At 42.6% G+C, this 17896-nt stretch carries 18 protein-coding genes; 9 read left to right on the top strand and 9 right to left on the bottom strand.

Going from position 1 to position 17896, the window contains the following annotated elements; translation table 11 throughout:
- Positions 1 to 5 precede the first annotated feature (5 nt).
- Positions 6 to 4292, bottom strand: coding sequence for a multifunctional 2',3'-cyclic-nucleotide 2'-phosphodiesterase/3'-nucleotidase/5'-nucleotidase (locus tag ACP69X_RS15990; RefSeq protein WP_426052852.1), 4287 nt, complete (start codon positions 4290 to 4292; stop codon positions 6 to 8).
- A 253-nt stretch (positions 4293 to 4545) separates the two neighbouring features.
- On the opposite strand from ACP69X_RS15990, the gene ACP69X_RS15985 reads away from it, so the two are divergent.
- A complete protein-coding gene (locus tag ACP69X_RS15985) occupies positions 4546 to 5064 on the top strand; it encodes a type 1 glutamine amidotransferase domain-containing protein (protein WP_024425275.1) in 519 nt (172 codons plus the stop codon).
- A 107-nt stretch (positions 5065 to 5171) separates the two neighbouring features.
- On the opposite strand, the gene ACP69X_RS15980 is transcribed toward ACP69X_RS15985, so the two are convergent.
- Both ACP69X_RS15980 and ACP69X_RS15975 read right to left on the bottom strand, forming a co-directional pair.
- Positions 5172 to 5387 (bottom strand): DUF1128 domain-containing protein, encoded by a 216-nt coding sequence (locus ACP69X_RS15980; RefSeq protein ID WP_003214000.1) that lies wholly within the window; start codon positions 5385 to 5387, stop codon positions 5172 to 5174.
- 77 nt (positions 5388 to 5464) lie between these two features.
- Positions 5465 to 6820 (bottom strand): alanine/glycine:cation symporter family protein, encoded by a 1356-nt coding sequence (locus tag ACP69X_RS15975; RefSeq protein ID WP_073978585.1) that lies wholly within the window; start codon positions 6818 to 6820, stop codon positions 5465 to 5467.
- 174 nt (positions 6821 to 6994) lie between these two features.
- Here ACP69X_RS15975 and ACP69X_RS15970 point away from each other — a divergent pair, with 174 nt between their 5' ends.
- Genes ACP69X_RS15970 through ACP69X_RS15960 form a run of 3 tightly spaced genes read left to right on the top strand, consistent with a single transcriptional unit; the run spans position 6995 to position 8655 of the window.
- A complete protein-coding gene (locus ACP69X_RS15970; protein WP_426052851.1) occupies positions 6995 to 7465 on the top strand; it encodes a low molecular weight protein-tyrosine-phosphatase in 471 nt (156 codons plus the stop codon).
- Between the two features lie 20 nt (positions 7466 to 7485).
- Positions 7486 to 7809: a YtxH domain-containing protein gene (locus ACP69X_RS15965; protein WP_073978579.1), complete on the top strand. Its 324-nt coding sequence runs from the start codon at positions 7486 to 7488 to the stop codon at positions 7807 to 7809.
- 27 nt (positions 7810 to 7836) lie between these two features.
- Positions 7837 to 8655 carry a YihY/virulence factor BrkB family protein gene (locus tag ACP69X_RS15960; protein WP_039177150.1) on the top strand — a complete coding sequence of 273 codons (819 nt, stop codon included), beginning with the start codon at positions 7837 to 7839 and terminating at the stop codon, positions 8653 to 8655.
- Positions 8656 to 8860: 205 nt separating this feature from the next.
- Here the strand turns inward: ACP69X_RS15960 and ACP69X_RS15955 are convergent, their stop codons facing one another.
- Together ACP69X_RS15955 and ACP69X_RS15950 are read right to left on the bottom strand one after the other, a co-directional pair.
- On the bottom strand, positions 8861 to 9367 hold the full coding sequence (locus ACP69X_RS15955; protein WP_426052850.1) for a GNAT family N-acetyltransferase: 507 nt from the start codon (positions 9365 to 9367) through the stop codon (positions 8861 to 8863).
- Between the two features lie 16 nt (positions 9368 to 9383).
- The gene (locus ACP69X_RS15950; RefSeq protein ID WP_073978574.1) at positions 9384 to 10547 is read right to left on the bottom strand and encodes an MFS transporter; all 1164 of its coding nucleotides are present in this window, start codon (positions 10545 to 10547) and stop codon (positions 9384 to 9386) included.
- Between the two features lie 75 nt (positions 10548 to 10622).
- Between ACP69X_RS15950 and ACP69X_RS15945 the strand changes: the two genes are divergently transcribed.
- The 3 genes from ACP69X_RS15945 (at position 10623) to ACP69X_RS15935 (ending at position 12982) form a co-directional block, all read left to right on the top strand.
- Entirely contained in the window at positions 10623 to 11000 is a 378-nt protein-coding gene (locus ACP69X_RS15945) for an OsmC family protein (RefSeq protein WP_426052849.1), read from the top strand.
- 64 nt (positions 11001 to 11064) lie between these two features.
- Entirely contained in the window at positions 11065 to 12132 is a 1068-nt protein-coding gene (gene cax, locus ACP69X_RS15940) for a calcium/proton exchanger (protein ID WP_041087257.1), read from the top strand.
- 67 nt (positions 12133 to 12199) lie between these two features.
- The gene (locus ACP69X_RS15935) at positions 12200 to 12982 is read left to right on the top strand and encodes a YfkD famly protein (RefSeq protein ID WP_073978571.1); all 783 of its coding nucleotides are present in this window, start codon (positions 12200 to 12202) and stop codon (positions 12980 to 12982) included.
- Between the two features lie 355 nt (positions 12983 to 13337).
- On the opposite strand, the gene ACP69X_RS15930 is transcribed toward ACP69X_RS15935, so the two are convergent.
- From ACP69X_RS15930 to yfkAB, 4 genes are all read right to left on the bottom strand, one after another.
- Entirely contained in the window at positions 13338 to 14057 is a 720-nt protein-coding gene (locus ACP69X_RS15930) for a YebC/PmpR family DNA-binding transcriptional regulator (protein ID WP_003218036.1), read from the bottom strand.
- Positions 14058 to 14188: 131 nt separating this feature from the next.
- Positions 14189 to 14590 (bottom strand): nuclear transport factor 2 family protein, encoded by a 402-nt coding sequence (locus ACP69X_RS15925; RefSeq protein WP_426052848.1) that lies wholly within the window; start codon positions 14588 to 14590, stop codon positions 14189 to 14191.
- A 99-nt stretch (positions 14591 to 14689) separates the two neighbouring features.
- On the bottom strand, positions 14690 to 15526 hold the full coding sequence (locus ACP69X_RS15920; RefSeq protein WP_039177163.1) for a mechanosensitive ion channel family protein: 837 nt from the start codon (positions 15524 to 15526) through the stop codon (positions 14690 to 14692).
- A gap of 7 nt (positions 15527 to 15533) precedes the next feature.
- Positions 15534 to 16655: a radical SAM/CxCxxxxC motif protein YfkAB gene (gene yfkAB, locus ACP69X_RS15915; RefSeq protein WP_073978566.1), complete on the bottom strand. Its 1122-nt coding sequence runs from the start codon at positions 16653 to 16655 to the stop codon at positions 15534 to 15536.
- 146 nt (positions 16656 to 16801) lie between these two features.
- Here yfkAB and ACP69X_RS15910 point away from each other — a divergent pair, with 146 nt between their 5' ends.
- On the top strand, positions 16802 to 16993 hold the full coding sequence (locus ACP69X_RS15910) for an SE1561 family protein (RefSeq protein WP_012009274.1): 192 nt from the start codon (positions 16802 to 16804) through the stop codon (positions 16991 to 16993).
- A gap of 100 nt (positions 16994 to 17093) precedes the next feature.
- Positions 17094 to 17885, top strand: a complete 792-nt coding sequence (pdaA, locus tag ACP69X_RS15905; protein WP_073978563.1) for a delta-lactam-biosynthetic de-N-acetylase — start codon at positions 17094 to 17096, stop codon at positions 17883 to 17885.
- Positions 17886 to 17896 lie beyond the last annotated feature (11 nt).

The raw sequence follows: 17896 nt of genomic DNA, 5'->3' as shown, positions 1-17896 counted from the left end.
TTCTTTTAGGATGATACATTTTTTCTTGTACGCTTACGCTGGTAGTAATAGAGGATACCGCCTGAGGCAAGCATGAGTACGCCAATCAATACAGCTGTATACATCATCGTTGCTGTATTCGGCAGTGTGCCGCCTGGGAGTCCGGTTCCATCTTGGTTTGGATCTGTACCTCCGCCTGGAGCTGAACTTCCGCCGTCTCCGCCAGTTTGATCTGGCGTTGTTCCAGCTGCCCCGCTTTGGTTGAGTACGGTGTATTCGCTGAAGTGCTCAGTTTGACCTGATACAACTCCATTTTCAAACGATCCGTTACTTGTTTTGGCATAACGGTTTTTCTTACGGTCTACATAATATACACCAGGTTTCTTCGCCTTTTGAGGCTCATCTAATGTAAAGGATAGTGTAACAGGATCTTTAAAGGTAGAAACCTTTTTCTGATCTTGTTTGATTTGGAAATCATACGTATCCGTTAATGCATTTTTCACCTTATCCGTCTTTGTCATCCATATATCTGCGTTTTTCTCGGACAAGTTAGAGAGCGGTAATGCGAGTCCCACTTTGTCATGATAGATGGAGACGTTTGGATCTTGCTCTCTTTTCTTCAGCTCGGCTACCTGTGCTTTTGATAGAGACAATTGAACGTTTTTCGCTTCGCTCGCTTTGTCTAAATAGAGCAATGCTTTGTTTGTATGCTGCACATACGTTTGGAATTTCTCATCATCTTGAATGTCATAGGCGCCTTTTCCTTTTGCACGTGGAAGGAACGCTTCTTTCACTCGATGATCGATGACAGGAGAAATATGCCCGCCGTCTGCCTGTTCAATTTGCTCCTTGAAGATTTCATAGTCAACATAGCCTAAGTCTTCGCCGTGAGAGGCTTCTGTAAAGACGCTGTAGCCATCGCCGCCTGTGCCGACAAATGCGTTTGTTGCCACGCGGTATGTTTTCTTATCATCAATGTCTGTTAGTTTGCCGTTTTTGTCTTTCAGTTTGACATCAATGAGTCTGCTGCCAGCTGGTTTACTCAGTGTAAACGTATATTCAATGCCGGCTACATGAGGGAATGCGCCGCCGCCTTCCTCAATGCCTGAAAGCCCTTGTTCGAGCGCTTTCTTAATTTGGCTGCCTTTTAAATCCGCGACATAAAGTGTGTTTCCGAATGGCATGACCGTTAAAATATCACCTAAAGTGATATCTCCTTTTTCAATGCTGCCTCGAATACCGCCGCCGTTTGTGATGGCAAGATCAGCACCAGCAGATTCCTGCGCTTTCTTCAGCATACCGTCAGCGATAAAGTTCCCAAGGTTCGTTTCCTTCGCCCGGACATGCTCTCGTTGTCCATCTAAGAGGACATCGGTAGAACCGACTTTTTCCGTTTTTAAATCTTGAATATCTGCCTTGTACTGATCGAGGATTGCTTTTGCATCGGCATCTTCTTTGACAGAGTCATCGATGGTGATGAGGTCAAAAGAAGAATTCTTTGGCTGTACGACTCCTTTTTGATCAAAGGCCACGTCTACTTTTCCTAAGAATTGTCCGTAGTCTTTTACCTGCGCGACAATCGTTGGTTCTTTCTTATCGACGACCTTTAATTTTTCAACAAGGGTGTGTGTGTGACCGCCAATGATTAAATCAATACCGTCTACTTTTTGAGCCAGCTCAAGATCACGGTTATAGCCAATGTGTGTTAAAGCAATGATTTTGTTGATTTTTTCTTCTGTTTGAATGGTGTTGACTGTTTCTTTCGCTTTCTTGTATGCATCCTTGAATTGAATGTTAGGGCCGCTGCTGGATGTAATGGCCGTGTCTTCAGTGGTTAAGCCGAATACCGCCACCTTTTCACCGTTTACATCAAGCAGGATGTATGGGTAAATCCCAGCTTCTTTTTTCTCACCAGCTTTAAATGTGACTGGCTTTTTCACTAAGCTGCTCAATTGTTTCTCCTTAGAGACATCAACGTTCGATGACACAATCGGGAATGCAGGCTTTTCAAATTGATGACGGTTTTTCGCATCTACATCTGATGCATCACCTGTCAGGAATTGACGAAGTACAGAAGGACCTTTGTCAAATTCATGATTACCAAACGTCATGGCATCATATTTCATTAAGTTCATCAGTTTGAGGTCGGCAAGTCCTTGCCATTTTGTGAAATATAGGTCACCAGAGAAGACATCTCCAGCATCTAATAAAATGTTGTTTTTGCTTTCGGCTCGAACTTCTTTAATTTTTGTTGCACGTCTTGCCGCATCATCAAGGTGGGCATGTGTATCGTTTGTATGCATCACCGTTAAATTCCAGTTGTCCGATGCAGGCGGTTCTGTGGTGCCATCCTCGTTAAAGGCTAGCTTGTACACGCCAAGACCATCTGTGCTGGCGTTACGAACAAAGTCTACGCTGTTTGATTTTTCAGCGAACGGCTTAGCTAAAAGAGAAGATTCGAATGTGACTGTTGCGCCTTTGATTGGTGCAATGGACCAGTTTTGATCCGCACTTGGGTTGATGGTTTTTTGTTCGATAATATAATCCATCAGCACTTGGCGGTTCTCATCAGCTGAGGCAAGCACCACTTTATCTTGCGTCAGATGAGGGAAGCCCCCGCCGCCAGAAGCTCGATAGTTGTTCGTTACGACTAAAAATTCTTGATTGTCAGAGACTGGTTTCCCGTTGTAGGACAGGTTTTTGATGCGGTTTGCATTCGCATTGACCAGAGTGCCTGTTGTGCTGTACTTAGCAGGCTGCGTCACATCGACTTGATAGGTGACACCATCGATCACATCAAAGTTATACGAGCGGTATTCTTCGTTTAAAATAGGCTGTTCATTTGAATCGTTTGGTTTGATTTGATTAAACTGTCCGGCCGACATCTCGAGCCAGTCTTTCACTTCACTGCCTTTCAGTTTGACAATTTGCACGGTGTTATCGTAAAGGTAGAGATCGCCGATATTTTTAATCGCTAAATCACCTTTTGCGATATTCGTATAATAATTTACACCGTTTCGGCCGCCGGCTTTAAACGGGGCGCCTGCAGATAAAATCGGTAAGTTTTTGTATGATGTATCCTTCATTTTTTCTTGTGCATACCATTTTTGTGCATCTGTCACAATTTGAATAGAAGGATCGTCCATCACTTGAGCAAAAAAGCTGTTAATGTCTGCTTCTGTTTTACCAACAGGTTTTCTTACATAATCAAGTGTGTTTTGATGCGTCGTTTGAATGGCATCTTTCACAGTGCTGTTTTGAGAGGTGACTCCTGCAACAGATTCAATCTTTCCTATTCCATCTGTGACTTTCCATTTGCTGCCGTCAGGCTCTAATGTTAAATCAATGACTCCGAGGTAGCTTCCCCAGTTTTTTGACATGACGACAGGAATGCCGTTGATGGTTCCTTTTGAGACATCGAATTTGTCGACGCCGCTATATTCAGTGCTTGGGAATGTGCCGTGCTGGTGGCCGGACACGATTGCATCGATGCCTTTTGTTTTCGTGGCAAGGTCAAAGATCATATTTTCTGATCCTTTAGGTGAAGCGGTTTTTTCAATTCCAGTATGGGCAAGAGCGACGATGATATCTGCGCCTTTTTCCTTCATTTCAGGAATGGTTTCATTCGCAGATTCGACGATATCCTGCACTTGAACTTGTCCATCTAAATGCTTCTTATCCCACGTCATAATTTGCGGTGGAACGAATCCTATGTAACCGACTTTCACTGTTTGTGAAGCTCCGTTTGCGTCTTTAAAGGTTTTATCTTGGATCACATAAGGCGTAAAACGGTGTTCTCCATTTAACTTTTTGACGTTCGCATTGACAATCGGGAAGTTAGCGCCGGCAATGGTACCATCAAGGAATGCTAATCCGTAGTTAAATTCATGATTGCCAAGTGTTCCTGCATCGTACTTTAGTTTGTTGAGTGTATGAATAATGGGGTGAACCTTTGTTTGATTAATGATGCGGTCTTTCTCATTTTTGTAAACGTATTCTCCAAGAGGGGTTCCTTGAATCAGGTCTCCGTTATCAACAAGGAGTGTATTTGGATTTTGTGAACGGTGCTTTTCAATCAGCTCGGCTGTTTTTGCCAAACCAAATTCATTTGTTTCTTTGTCGCTGTAATAATCGTAATTCATCATGTTCGCATGAACATCCGTTGTGGCTAAGATGCTGACTTTTACGGCATTGCCGTTTTCTATTGCTGCATGAGTAGGTACTGCTGGGAGAATGAGACTAATCATCATAATGGAAGTGAGCAGAATAGACAGGTTTTTCCTTCGTTTAGACCTATTTGTTTGCTTCTTCACCTGATCTCCGCCTTTCTAATTTTTTTGACCACAATACCTATTGTAGAAATGTTTCGTTAACTTTTGTAGTTATTTTTTGCAGATTATTGTAAAGATAACATAAATCATACGAATTACCTTGTTGAGGGAATATAAATAAGTCTAAATGCTTATTTTCATCATAAGGGGTTTTCTGATCGGGATAGGATGTTTGATTTCAATGTACCCGGGTATAGTGTGTAGTGTAAAGATAATCAAGCAGGAGGGTTTCTACATGGGTAAGAAAATTGCAGTTGTATTAACAGATTACTTTGAGGATGTTGAATTCACCGAGCCTGCAAAAGCCTTTAAAGATGCAGGACATGAGATCACAGTAATTGAAAACGAAAAAGGAAAAACAGTGAAAGGCAAGCAAGGAGAAGCAGAAGTGAGAGTGGATGCGTCCATTGATAACGTGAAGCCTGAAGACTTCGATGCACTGCTGATTCCTGGCGGGTTCTCACCAGACATTCTGCGTGCAGATGATCGCTATGTCCAATTCACAAGAGCATTTATGGACGAGAAAAAACCAGTATTTGCGATCTGTCACGGACCGCAGTTGCTCATTACAGCGAAGACGCTGGAGGGCAGAGGCGCGACTGGTTATACATCCATTCAAGTAGATATGGAAAACGCAGGCGCAAAATTCAAAGATGAAGAAGTTGTCGTTTGTCAGGATCAGCTTGTGACAAGCCGTACACCTGATGACATTCCAGCATTTAACCGTGAATCATTAAAACTGCTCGCAAAATAAGCAGTTTTGACAGAATAAACAAAGCCAGCACTTTGCGGGGTGCTGGCTTTTTCTGTGCATGGATGGAAGAAAGCGGCGTAAACCGCAATCTGGTTTCCTTTGCACGATTATTTTCTTAAGTTTTTTAGCTCGCTTGCGATGGCTTGCATTTCACTTGGGCTGAATGAAGATTTTTTCATCACCATTTGGTGTAGAAATTCAATATCTTCGTACTTGTCTGGACTGAAGTCCTCGGCTTTGATGACTCCAATGTTCAGCATATTTAACTTTTGCGAAATGTCTTCAATCAGCTGATTGACTTCAGCCGCTTTTTGCTCTGACAAGGGCGGCACGTCCTTTCCTGCATATGTGTTGAATAATATGTCTATTTTAACAGAAATGCAAAAGAATAAAAGGGCTATTAAGACGACACCGAGATGTTTTTCTCCTTTTTCTCCTGTTTAATTTTTTCAATGATTCGTTTTGATTCAAATACGACAACGCCCGATAAACCAATAAGGCCAATTAAGTTTGGAATGGCCATCAGACCATTCAGCATATCTGCTACCCCCCATACGAAGTCATTCTTAAACACGGCACCAAAAAAGACGGCCATAACAAAGACGATACGATAATACATGACGTACGAATCCTTCGCCAAATATGTAAAGCATTTCTCTCCATAATAGGACCAGCCAATGATGGTTGAATAGGCAAACAAAAGCAGTCCGATTGCCACAATGGTTGAGCCAGCAGGACCGAGGAAGTGAGCAAAGGATAACGAAGTCAGCGCATCGCTTTTCACTGTTAAATACATATCTGCCATGACAATGGTAATGCCAGTGATAGAACAAACAATGATGGTATCAATAAACACTTGAGTCATAGAGACGAGAGCCTGGCGGGCAGGCATATCCGTTTTCGCAGCTGCAGCAGCAATTGGTGCTGACCCAAGACCTGCTTCATTGGAAAAAACTCCTCGTGCGACACCCCAGCGAATGACAGTCCCAATTGCACCTCCTGCTACGGCTTGACCAGTAAAGGCATCTGAGAAAATTAGACTGACTGCGCCTGGAACAAGATCAGCATTCATAACAAGAATGATCAGACCGCAAATGACGTAAAATAAAGCCATGACTGGTACGAAAATAGATGTAACCCGGCCAATGCTTTTAATTCCGCCTAAAATCACAAGTGCTGTAAAAGCTGTAATGATGATACCTGTTACCCATGTTGGAATTTGAAAGGTAGAATTCATGACGCCTGAGATGGAATTAGACTGTACCAGGTTGCCGATCCCAAAGGCAGCACTGGCGCCGAAAACAGCAAATAGCACCCCTAGCCATTTCTGTTTTAATCCATGCTCTAAATAATACATAGGTCCGCCAGACATTTCTCCTTTTTCGTTTTTGACTCTGTATTTTACAGCAAGAACGGCTTCTGCAAACTTAGTGGCCATCCCGAAAAATGCAGCAAACCACATCCAGAATACTGCACCAGGGCCACCAGCTATAACAGCTGAAGCCACACCTACGATATTCCCTGTACCGACAGTTGCAGCAAGAGCCGTCATTAAGGCTTGGAAATGAGAAATGTCTCCTTCTGACATTTTGTCTTGCTTAGAAAAGGCGAGCTTTAAAGAATAAGGAAGTAATCTAACTTGAATGAAGAGAATGCGAAAGGTGAGGTAAATCCCGGTACCAACAATTAAAATCAACAGGGGAGGCCCCCACAAAAAATTGTTCATCGTTGTGACAAACTGCTCAATTATTCCCATCTAATATCCCCCTTTGTTTGTGTAATTCTCCTAAAGTTTCTCCTGTCTTTGTGTAATTTGTCAATGGTGATGAAAGCTTTTCTTGCAAAGTTTCCAAAAGAAAAAGGACTTGATATGATAAAGTCAAGGTTTTCAAAAGGGAGTCTTAGGGAAAAGATAGGAGGAGAATGAAGGATGATTCATGTATTATTCGTATGTCTTGGCAATATTTGCAGATCACCGATGGCAGAGGCCATGTTTAGAAAACGAGTAGAAGATGAAGGATTAAGCGAACACTTTGTCATTGATTCAGCAGGCATTGGCGGCTGGCATCAAGGCAGTCCTCCGCATGAAGGAACACGAAAGCTGCTTGATGAAAAAGGGATTAGCTATGAAGGGATGTCCGCAAGACAAATCATAGATGAGGACATCACAGCATACGACTATATCATTGCGATGGATGCTGAAAATGTAGGGGCACTTCGCAGTATAACCGGCTATGGGAAACATCACTTTATTGGCCGTCTTCTTGACTTTGTTGAAGACGATGATCGAGATGATGTGCCAGACCCTTATTACACTGGAAACTTTGAGGAAGTACATGATTTAATTGAAACAGGAATTGAGCGTTTTTTGACGTATGTAAAGAAAGAGAAACACCTTTAACTGAAAGGAGATCAGACGAGATGGAAGAGAAAAATCAAATCATGCTTCGAGGAGCTGTGATAGGAGCAGCTTGCGGCGCACTGCTGACATTATTTCATCGGCCAACGAGAATTGCGCTTAAAGACAAATGGGATGACTGTCAGGAAAAGCTAGCGGAATACCGTCAGGAGCCAGCCAGAATTTCTGCTTGCATGAAAGAAAAAATGGAAGAAACGAAGCAGCTGATGCGAACAGTCTCAGATGATTTGTCATTTTTAAATGAACAAGTCAATCAGTTAAAGGAAACAACCCCAAAAGTATTAGAGATTATTGAAGAAACAAAGGATCACTTTCGACCGAAATAGAAAGATTGATCATTGGAGATGAGGCGTATGGGTTTTATTAAAGCGTTAATTGAACGCTTTTTGCTGCATGAAGGACCGGCGAAATCTGCTGAGCTTGCTTACTTCTTTTTGCTTTCATTATTTCCGTTTCTCATCTTCGTGCTGACGCTCGTTGGATATTTGCCGCTGACGTCGAAGGATGTCCTGAGCGTCATCTCTGGTTATGCGCCAGAAGGAGCGCTTTCGATGATTGAATCCATTGCCGAAGAGACACTAAACAGCCGTAACGGCGGACTGCTGTCATTCGGGATTATTGCTGCCCTTTGGTCTGCTTCTAACGGGATTAATGCCGTCGTCAGAGCATTTAACCATGCTTATGAAGTTGAGGAAAATCGTTCCTTTATTCTCGTACGTTTAACATCAATCATCTTAACCATAGCGATGGTTCTTACGATTATTTTTGCCTTAATGCTGCCTGTCTTTGGAAAAGAACTTGGTTTATTTGTCGCTAAATTAGTCGGGCAGTCAGATGCCTTTCTCACCATATGGACGGCCATGAGGTGGATTATTAGCCCGCTGATTTTATTGATTGTGTTTACAGCCTTGTACTATTTCGCCCCAAACATCAGACTGAAATTGAAATTTGTTCTGCCAGGCGCCATTTTTGCATCGATTGGATGGATTTTGGTGAGCATGCTGTTCTCATTTTACGTAGGAGAGTTTGCTAATTACAGCGCGATGTACGGAAGTATTGGGGGAATCATTATTTTAATGATCTGGTTCTATTTAACCGGCATCATGATTATCCTTGGCGGCGAGCTCAATGCGCTTTTACATAAGCGTAAAATCGTACCAGGCAAGGTGTGAAGAAATCTGGGCATCCTAAAGAAGAACAAACATGTTCAATCTTGATGGATGGGGGAATCACATATGTCCAAACAATCGAAAAAAGGCGGAAGCAACACGAAACAAAACAAAGGCCATCAGCCGAAGCACAAAACAAGCGGCAGTGCGAACGGGCAAAATGGTTATCATTAAATGAAAAAAACTCCTCTGCGGTGCAGGGGAGTTTTTATTTCGACAATCGTATATACCGCTTAAGGATAAAAGCTGTATCAGGTTTTGACTCGTAATGAGGATCATGATGAAACCCTGCGTTTATCGCTACACGTTCACTTCTGACATGGCCAACAGGACAAAAAATTTCAAATCCATCGACTTTAGGAGCAAAGGTATCTGTCATATATTTCACGATGGTTGTCACAATGCCCTGTCCTTGCGCGTCTTCATCAATCCAATAACCGATATTGCCTACTTGTTGATCAAACGTCAGACGGAACACACCGATTAATTGCTCGTTCAGCTGAATGCCAGCTTCCAACCCTTTTTGATCATTGTAGGTGGTTTGAGTTGATTGAATAAACGTTTTGACCGCTTCTATGTTTTTGCAGTGATGAACCCAAGGCAGCCACTCCCCTAAATGGGCCTTATTTTTTTGAATAAGGCTAAATAGTGTGTCCGCATCATCTATTTGTAGAGATGCCAAAGTCAACTCATTTGTGATGTTATATATAAACAACGATTGACCCTCCATTTTAGGGACTTTCCAGCACTGCCGTCGTTCTCCCAAACCGAACGCAGCAAAAGACAAATAATATCACGATGCTGACAAGATAAAGTAAATTCATTCCTTCAAACGTTTGCACAAAGAATCCTCCGAGTACCGGCCCGAGAATACTGCCTGCACTAAACGCCATCCCGCACATTAAATTCCCGGCGGGAAGCAGATGCTTCGGCAATAAGTCGGTCATATAACTGATGCCAAGTGAGAAGGTAGAGCCTACAGCCATTCCGGCGATAAAGAAACAGATGGCGACAGCCAAAACGGATTGAATGAAGATCCCTGCTAAAAGGAAAAAGAATGATCCAGCGAGTGTCACGCATAAAATGATGCGGCGTCTGCCAAACCGGTCACTGAGCATCCCGAGGGGAAGCTGAAAGACAATGCTCCCAATGGCAAACGCAGGTAAAATAAATGCAACCGCATCTACTGTCACCCCGCTTCTTAGTGCATACACAGGGAAGTTACTATTAAGTGTCGTTTCTAAAAAGCCATAGCAAAATGGCATCATAAAGGCGACCCAGCCAAATTGAAAGGCTTTTTTGAAGCGCTTTAAACTGTTTGTCTGCTCTGACGTTTGCACTTCACCTGTATCTGGATATGTATTTTTTAAGACAAACACAAGCAGCCAAATACATAAACTAACGGCACCAGAAACAATAAAAGGCAAAGATGGATTGATCTCAATGAGCGGTGTTAAAAAAGGGCCGGCGGCAAAACCGAGTCCAAACGATAATCCATACAGTGAAATGTTTCTTCCGCGATTTCTTGATGATGAAGCATAGGTCACCCACGTCTGTGTAGAGAAATGCAGCATATGGTCACCAATCCCGATCATAAGCCGGAGGAAGAACCAGACGACATAAGATTCAAAAAACACAAAGCTAAACAAGCTTAAAAAGACAGCAGCGCCTCCAATGACGATTAACGGCTTAAATCCAAACCGGCGAAGCGGTGCTTCCATAAAAGGAGACGCAAGCAGCACACCGAGATATAAGCCTGTGGCATGCAGGCCGTTTAACGTAGGAGAAGTACCGGCATGTTCAAAGATAATGGAAATGACAGGAAGTAATGCTCCCTGTGAAAAACCAGATACGGATACAAGTAAAATTAAAATCATAAAGTGAATTCTCGACATAAGAAGCTCCTTACAAGTTCATGCTTTCATCGTACAATGGAACCATAGGGGTTTCAATAGAAAGGTGGAAAAGGAATGAAGCTGACATACGAAAAGGATCGTTGGATTGCACATATTGAGGACAGGCAGCTGACTATTTCAGGAACAGAAGAAATGGGGTACCGTCCAGCTCAATTGTTCACCTCAGCCATTGCAGGCTGCTTTGGAGAAATGCTCATTCATGTATGCGGTAAAAAGCGAATATCCTATGAAGGGCTGACGATCACATCTGAAACGACAAGGGCAGGAGCTGTAAACAAAATTTCCTGCATTCATTTACATATCTTATTTGAAGACATCAATACATCTGATGAACAAATCGATAAAGTGATCACCCTTGCATTGAAGCATTGCTCTATGGTGCAGTCCGTGAAAGGAAGTATTGATATCACCTTCTCACACGCGCAAATCTAAATGTATATGATGCCGGCACTCACGAAAGAATAACAGTCAGACATATGTAAAGGAGAATGGCTGTATGAATCGTTTATTTCTTGTGATTGTCGCAATCGGTGTTCCGCTATCGGTGATTGGCAGTTTTCTTCATTTCCCGCAGGTTGTCATGTTTGCCGTTTATTGTATCGCCATAATTGGTCTTGCTAGTTTTATGGGGAGAGCCACAGAAAGTCTTGCCATCATTGCGGGACCCAGAATTGGCGGACTTTTAAACGCTACATTTGGAAATGCGGTGGAGTTAATCATTTCGTTTTTTGCTTTAAAGCAAGGATTGACGGCCATCGTACTTGCATCATTAACAGGATCGGTCATCGGAAATTTACTGCTTGTGGCTGGCTTGTCTTTTTTCGTTGGCGGATTAAAATATAAGCGCCAAGTATTCAATGTCCATGATGCAAGGCACAATTCAGGCTTGCTCATGTTTGCCATTATTGTAGCGTTTGTCATTCCAGAAGTGTTTTCGATGGAGATGGAAGAGAATAAACAGTTTGTTTTAAGCATTGGGATCAGTATTGTGATGATTTTGCTTTATGTCGCGGCGCTCTATTTCAAACTGGTCAGCCACCGCGGGGTGTATGTTGCCAAGCAGGAGAGTATGGAAGGCGAAGCAGAGACGGAAGAAGAAACACCTGAATGGTCTGGAAAGTTTGCCACTGTCATTTTGCTGCTTTCGACAATCGCAGTTGCGTACATTTCAGAGCGCCTTGTTCATACATTTGATACGGTAGGAGAACAGTTTGGCTGGAGTGAGCTGTTTATCGGTGTCATTATTGTGGCCATCGTCGGCAACGCAGCAGAACATGCCTCAGCTGTCATCATGGCATATAAAAACAAAATGGATGTAGCAGTAGAAATTGCCTTTGGCTCCACGCTTCAGGTTGCCATGATGGTCGCGCCAATCCTTGTCATCAGCTCTCTATTTTTTGACAAGCAGATGCCGCTCATTTTCTCCTTGCCAGAGCTCATTGCGATGGCATCCTCTGTGCTGCTCACGGTCATTTTATCAAATGATGGTGATACAAACTGGTTTGAAGGCGCCACATTACTCGCTGCCTATTTTATTATGGCGATTGGATTTTTCCTTTTATAATCTTTTGTGGATAAGGGACGTCTTTCGGGAAAATACTATGGAAAAATGAATGAGAAAGAGTGATGATATGAAGAAGATGCCCCGCATCATGTTTGTTGTTCTCTTATCCTTAAGTTTTCTATACAGCTTTCCAGCGGAGGCGGCAAAGCCATTTAAAGTGCCGTCCTCTGTCGCCAGTATCTCCAAGGAGAATACGTATCCGAACGCGTCACAGGATCAGCCGCTGCTCCAGCCGAGCGAGCTGACGGCTGAATTGTTCAAAACAACAAGTGTCCCGATTGAGAATACTCATCTGATTAAAATGCTGAATGAATCCAGCATTTCAGGGACGCCATTAGCAGTTGGGTACCGAGCGACCATTTTCCTCGGGAGATGGGCGCTGAGCTATGATTCAAACGAAACCGTCGCCAATTGGGAATACAAAAGAGTGAACACAAATCACATTGATAATAGAGGCGGAAACAAAACAGCCATTGGCAAATACGTTCAAAAGCAGCAAGTGAAAGTAAGCGGCGGACTCACAGCAAAAGTGCCAAGCCCAGAAGATGTGAAAACATTGATGATGCAAAAAGCGATTCAAAAAACAAAGCTGCCCCTCGCGTTTGACACCGTAATTGGTGCAGGAACAAAACGAGATCAGTCTTACCATGTCTCTCCAAAAAAAGCAGCATCGCTTCATGCCTATGCACCAGCGATTAACGAAAAAGGAAAGGTTACTTACGGAGAAGTGTACCTTGTGCTCAAGGGAAATAAACGCAAACTCGTCGTGAAAAACGTGACCTCACAAGGAATCGGCGCTTGGATTCCAGTTCAGGATCACCTGACGTTTGGGTTTCAAGGGATGAATTAAAACAGTCATCTCCTCTTATCAACAGAGGAGATGACTGTTTTTTGCTAATAGGGTTTCTCTTTTTTTCTTTTTAGTTCATTTTTGTAAAAGTCAAAAGCGTTATATAAATACCAAATGATAAAAAGAAAGAAGATAACTTTAGTCAATATCGGTAAGTCGTTGAAAATAAGACATAGGCCAAGATAAGGGATGATCATAAATCCATAATATGAAAACCACCATGTTTTAAAAATGAAACTCATCTCCTTGAAAATTGTAGACATTAATATCTTATACATATATTACATTTTTTGAGAAAATAAAAAAGCCATAGTAGAAGTTGAATGAACTCAACGACTACTATGGCTTAAGTTTTTTATTCCCCTAAATCCACATTATGATAAACCTGCTGCACGTCTTCAAGCTCTTCTAAAACATCGATCAGCTTTTCAAATTGTGCCTTAGATTCATCATCTAATGTCACTTCGTTTTGCGGGAGCATTGTGATTTCAGCGACAGTGAATTCTTCAACACCGGCTTGTTTGAACGCTTCTTGGACTTGATGGAATTGATCTGGTTCAGCGTACACAATCACCGTTTCATCTTCTTCCATGATGTCACGTACATCAACATCTGCTTCCATTAAAAGCTCAAGTGTTTCTTCTTCGCTTTTCCCTTCGACACCGATGACAGCTGTTTGGTCAAACATGTAAGCAACAGAGCCGCTTACACCCATGTTTCCGCCGTTTTTCCCAAATGCTGCTCGAACATCTGACGCTGTGCGGTTGACGTTATTGGTGAGGGCATCAACGATCACCATTGATCCGTTTGGACCAAATCCTTCGTAGCGCAGCTCATCGAAGTTCTCTTCCGCACCACCTTTGGCTTTTTCAATGGCACGGTCCACAATATGTTTTGGGACACTATATGTTTTTGCACGTTCTAGGACAAAACGAAGTGCTTGGTTTGATTCTGGGTTTGGCTCACCTTGTTTGGCAGCCACATAGATTTCACGCCCGAATTTTGCGTAAATACGACTTGTACTGGCATCCTTTGATGCTTTCTTTTCTTTAATGTTGTTCCACTTACGACCCATCTTATTCACTCTCTTTCACTTAGAAAATACACAGTATGAGGGCCCCCATGCTGCATGAAATCATTCTGCTATCTATTATACATGAATCAGTCAAGAGGATAGAAGTAAGAGGGCTGAAATGAAGAGAATTGTTAGCTGATGTGCCCCAGCTGTTCAAGCATTTCATGTTTTTCGTGAGCCCGAGTCAGCTCGTCGCACCGAATGATCCTGCCATCTAATAAGGTGAAAAGAGCTGTGACATCTATTAAACCCCCGTCTCCGCTTGCGAGGTCAACATGTACCGTGTAACGAAAACACGCTTGCTGCGTTTCTTCATCAAATAACACATCATGAAAGGCGGGGATCGCAAGCTGTGTTGTCATTTCTTTTAATGTGGATAGATGCTTTTTAAATTCATCAAGCGTGGAAACCTTCCCATCGGTCACTTGCTGATAGTCAGGTGAAAAATATGTCTCCACCTTTTTTACATCGAACTTGGTTAATACCTTTTGATACATCTCCTTGATGAAAGAAATTGCTTCTGTTTTTGTCATTCCATACATCCTCTCTATTATTAACTGGTTAACTAAATAACATTATAATTAACTGGTTAACAAAATACAAATAAAAAAATAACCCCATATAGAATGAGGTTATTTTGCAGGCTGGGGATAAGCGAGATCCTCAAGCAATTTGACATCATGCTGATGAAGTTGCTTGATCATTTCTTTTCGCACAGCGAGAGCGGCTTCGAAGTATTTTTCGTCTTCGACCATTCCCTTAACTGTGATTTCAATCCCGCGATTCAGCTTATTCAAGCCCATAATTCCATGAACCTGAAAGGGTTCAATGGCATTTTGGAATTCATCTTTTTTAAGAAAATCATGATGCATTTGATTTAAATTGTCACATGCTGATTCAAGTGCTTGGAAGGCGATATCTGGGTTTTGATTCGCGCTAATTAACACAGATTCCGTAATTCGCATATATTGCATGTTATAGTTTTGGATTTGCCTGATATCCCCGTTAGAAATGGTTAACAGCTTGCCGCTCCATTCTCTAATTTGCAGAGAGCGGAGACCAATCTCTTCAATGGTTCCATTAAAGAGGTTATTTACCGTCACATAATCCCCTTTATGAATCTGGCGTTCATAGATGAGAAAAATGCCTGCTAAAATATCACGAATGAGCGTCTGCGCGCCAAAACCGATGACGATCCCAGCGACACCAGCACCCGCAAGAATTTTCCCAAAGTCATGAAAGAAAAGAGAAATGACATAGAGCACAAAGCAAATCGAAGCGGTGTATTTCGTGACCGATTTGACCAAGCTCTCAATTGTTTTCTTCTTTTTGTCCTCTATAAACTCAGTTCGTTTAAAGAAAATTTGCAGGGCTTTGTTGATCATAAAGACAGCAAGCCAAAGAACGAGCCCAACAAGGAGAATTTCAATGTATTTGTTTTTGACTACTGTCAGAAATGTATCGTCCATCTATCGGTTACCCCCTGGCTGTTCGAGAAGTAAAATCAACATCTTGATAATAGCTGTTTTTCACTAGAACATTCGGACCGAGGCACTGCACGCTTGGGCAATGACAATTCAGTTCTTTTGCTAATTTCGTGTCCATCCAGCGTGTATAGGCTGATTGCAATGTATCAGTTTCAATGTTTCCAAGCGGCGGTGTATCGCCAAAGTCTGTCACAATAATATTCCCATCAAAAATATTCACATTCAACCGTGAACGTCCGTCAGGGTCATTTCGTACTGTGACATTTTTCTCCTGGCGCAATCGATTGAGGAGACGCTGGTCTTCTGCATCTGTGCTGCATGAATAAAATGGCAGGGTGCCAAACAGCATCCATGTGTTTTGATCGCGAATATCAAGCAGCTGATGAATCGCATCCCGCATTTGCGGAAGCGTCAATGATTCAAGGGCGCTGGCGAAATCACTTGGGTACATCGGGTGAACTTCGTGGCGCTGGCATTTCATTTCCTCGACGATCTGCCGGTGGATGTGCTCAATATATGGAAGCGTGCGCTTATTCAGCATGGTCTCAGCGGATACGGTTACGCCTGCTTTGACAAGTGCCTGACTATTTTCAATCATGCGGTTAAATAATTTCTCGCGCTGCTCAAAGGTTGGTTTACGATCCATCATGGCAAAACCGACTGTTGCAAACTCTTCGACAGTGCCCCAGTTATGTGAAATGTGAAGGACGTCTAAGTATGGAATAATTTCTTCATAGCGCGCCAAATCAAGGGTTAAATTTGAATTGATTTGTGTACGCACGCCACGTTCATGGGCATACTTTAATAAAGGAACGACATATTCCCGTACAGATTTAAGAGAAAGCATAGGCTCTCCGCCTGTAATACTGAGTGAGCGCAGGAGCGGAACTTCATCTAAACGGCGAAGTAACAAATCTATCGGTAGCGCATTCGGGTCTTTAGGCTGTAAGGTATAGCCGACCGCACAATGCTCACATCTCATGTTACAGAGCGTTGTTGTCGTAAATTCAATATTAGTCAGCTTCATTTCTCCGTAATCCTGCACATCGAGATAGGCTTCCCAAGGGTCGTATGCAGGTGTGATCGGACGAAGTGCTGTTTTTTGGTTCATGGTATCTATCTCCTTTTCATTCGGGCAAACGTAGACCCGCCAACAGTTAATTTTAAGCCTCATCACGGTTATACGCAAGAGGGACACAATTGATTTACAAAGGAAAAAAAGATAAGCTATAAACAAATGCTAAAGGGAGTGTATCGATGGGCAAGGCAGCAGACAGCAAAGAGCAGCAGGTTGATTATTTAAAGAACCGATTAGATATGTTTATGAATGTGATTGATTCATTAGATCCTGAATCAACAGACGTTGAAGATATAGACAGACTGATCCAAATGATTGACGATCTGGAAGCAAAATATGAACGGTTTAAAAACGATTGGAAGGAAGAATAGCTCGCGCAGTGCGGGCTTTTTTCTTTAAATTGGCAGGTGAATCGGTGTATGAGTCTCGGTCTTATTCTGCACAATAGAAGAAAAACCGGGAAGTGACGTAATGAAAAAATTCATGCTGATCTGTTTATGTGCGCTTTTTGTTTCCATGCCTCTTTCAGAAGCAGGAGCCGTGTCTAATAAGCCCATCCACTGGGGATTTGCGAAAAGTAAAGAGCACAGGCCGCCGGATGCGGGCAAAGAATTGACGGCACTCTTAAAAAAGTATGATGCCTTCTATTTAGGTAACACGAAAAAGAAAGAGATTTATTTCACCTTCGACAACGGCTATGAAAATGGGTACACACCCAAGATCTTAGACGTGCTGAAAAAACATCAAGTACCAGGCACCTTTTTTGTGACAGGTCACTTTGTAAAGGACCAGCCGGAGCTTGTCAAACGTATGGCAGAAGAAGGTCATATCATTGGCAACCATTCCTATCATCATCCAGATTTAACAACAAAGAGCACGAAAGAAATCAAAGAAGAACTGGACCGTGTCAATGAAGCTGTGTACAAAATCACAGGAAAACAAGATAACCTCTATCTTCGTCCGCCGCGCGGTGTGTTCAGTGAAAGGGTACTAAAAGAAACAAAACAGCTCGGCTACCAAACTGTTTTCTGGTCAGTGGCGTTTGTAGACTGGCATATCCATCATCAAAAAGGAAAACAGTATGCTTATGATCAAATGATGAAGCAGGCGCACCCAGGTGCCATTTACTTACTTCATACCGTCTCAAGAGACAATGCCGAAGCGCTGGATGATGCCATCACCGCTCTGAAAAAACAAGGATATTCCTTTAAAAGCCTAGACGATCTCATGCTTGAAAAAGTATGGCAGCTGCCTCAGCTATAGAAAAAAGCCTG

It is taken from the genome of Bacillus sp. DC4300-2b2 (assembly GCF_049895685.1).
GTDB classification, from domain to species: domain Bacteria; phylum Bacillota; class Bacilli; order Bacillales; family Bacillaceae; genus Bacillus; species Bacillus safensis.
The sequence above is the reverse complement of the archived record's forward strand: the minus strand, read 5'-3'. Positions and strand labels throughout refer to the sequence as shown.

Coding starts and splice junctions, on each gene's coding strand:
- ACP69X_RS15985 (WP_024425275.1), top strand. CDS start 4,546: ATGGGTAAGAAAATTGCAGTTGTATTAACAGATTACTTTGAGGATGTT.
- ACP69X_RS15975 (WP_073978585.1), bottom strand. CDS start 6,820: ATGGGAATAATTGAGCAGTTTGTCACAACGATGAACAATTTTTTGTGG.
- ACP69X_RS15970 (WP_426052851.1), top strand. CDS start 6,995: ATGATTCATGTATTATTCGTATGTCTTGGCAATATTTGCAGATCACCG.
- ACP69X_RS15965 (WP_073978579.1), top strand. CDS start 7,486: ATGGAAGAGAAAAATCAAATCATGCTTCGAGGAGCTGTGATAGGAGCA.
- ACP69X_RS15960 (WP_039177150.1), top strand. CDS start 7,837: ATGGGTTTTATTAAAGCGTTAATTGAACGCTTTTTGCTGCATGAAGGA.
- ACP69X_RS15950 (WP_073978574.1), bottom strand. CDS start 10,547: ATGTCGAGAATTCACTTTATGATTTTAATTTTACTTGTATCCGTATCT.
- ACP69X_RS15945 (WP_426052849.1), top strand. CDS start 10,623: ATGAAGCTGACATACGAAAAGGATCGTTGGATTGCACATATTGAGGAC.
- cax (WP_041087257.1), top strand. CDS start 11,065: ATGAATCGTTTATTTCTTGTGATTGTCGCAATCGGTGTTCCGCTATCG.
- ACP69X_RS15935 (WP_073978571.1), top strand. CDS start 12,200: ATGAAGAAGATGCCCCGCATCATGTTTGTTGTTCTCTTATCCTTAAGT.
- ACP69X_RS15930 (WP_003218036.1), bottom strand. CDS start 14,057: ATGGGTCGTAAGTGGAACAACATTAAAGAAAAGAAAGCATCAAAGGAT.
- ACP69X_RS15925 (WP_426052848.1), bottom strand. CDS start 14,590: ATGACAAAAACAGAAGCAATTTCTTTCATCAAGGAGATGTATCAAAAG.
- ACP69X_RS15920 (WP_039177163.1), bottom strand. CDS start 15,526: ATGGACGATACATTTCTGACAGTAGTCAAAAACAAATACATTGAAATT.
- yfkAB (WP_073978566.1), bottom strand. CDS start 16,655: ATGAACCAAAAAACAGCACTTCGTCCGATCACACCTGCATACGACCCT.
- ACP69X_RS15910 (WP_012009274.1), top strand. CDS start 16,802: ATGGGCAAGGCAGCAGACAGCAAAGAGCAGCAGGTTGATTATTTAAAG.
- pdaA (WP_073978563.1), top strand. CDS start 17,094: ATGAAAAAATTCATGCTGATCTGTTTATGTGCGCTTTTTGTTTCCATG.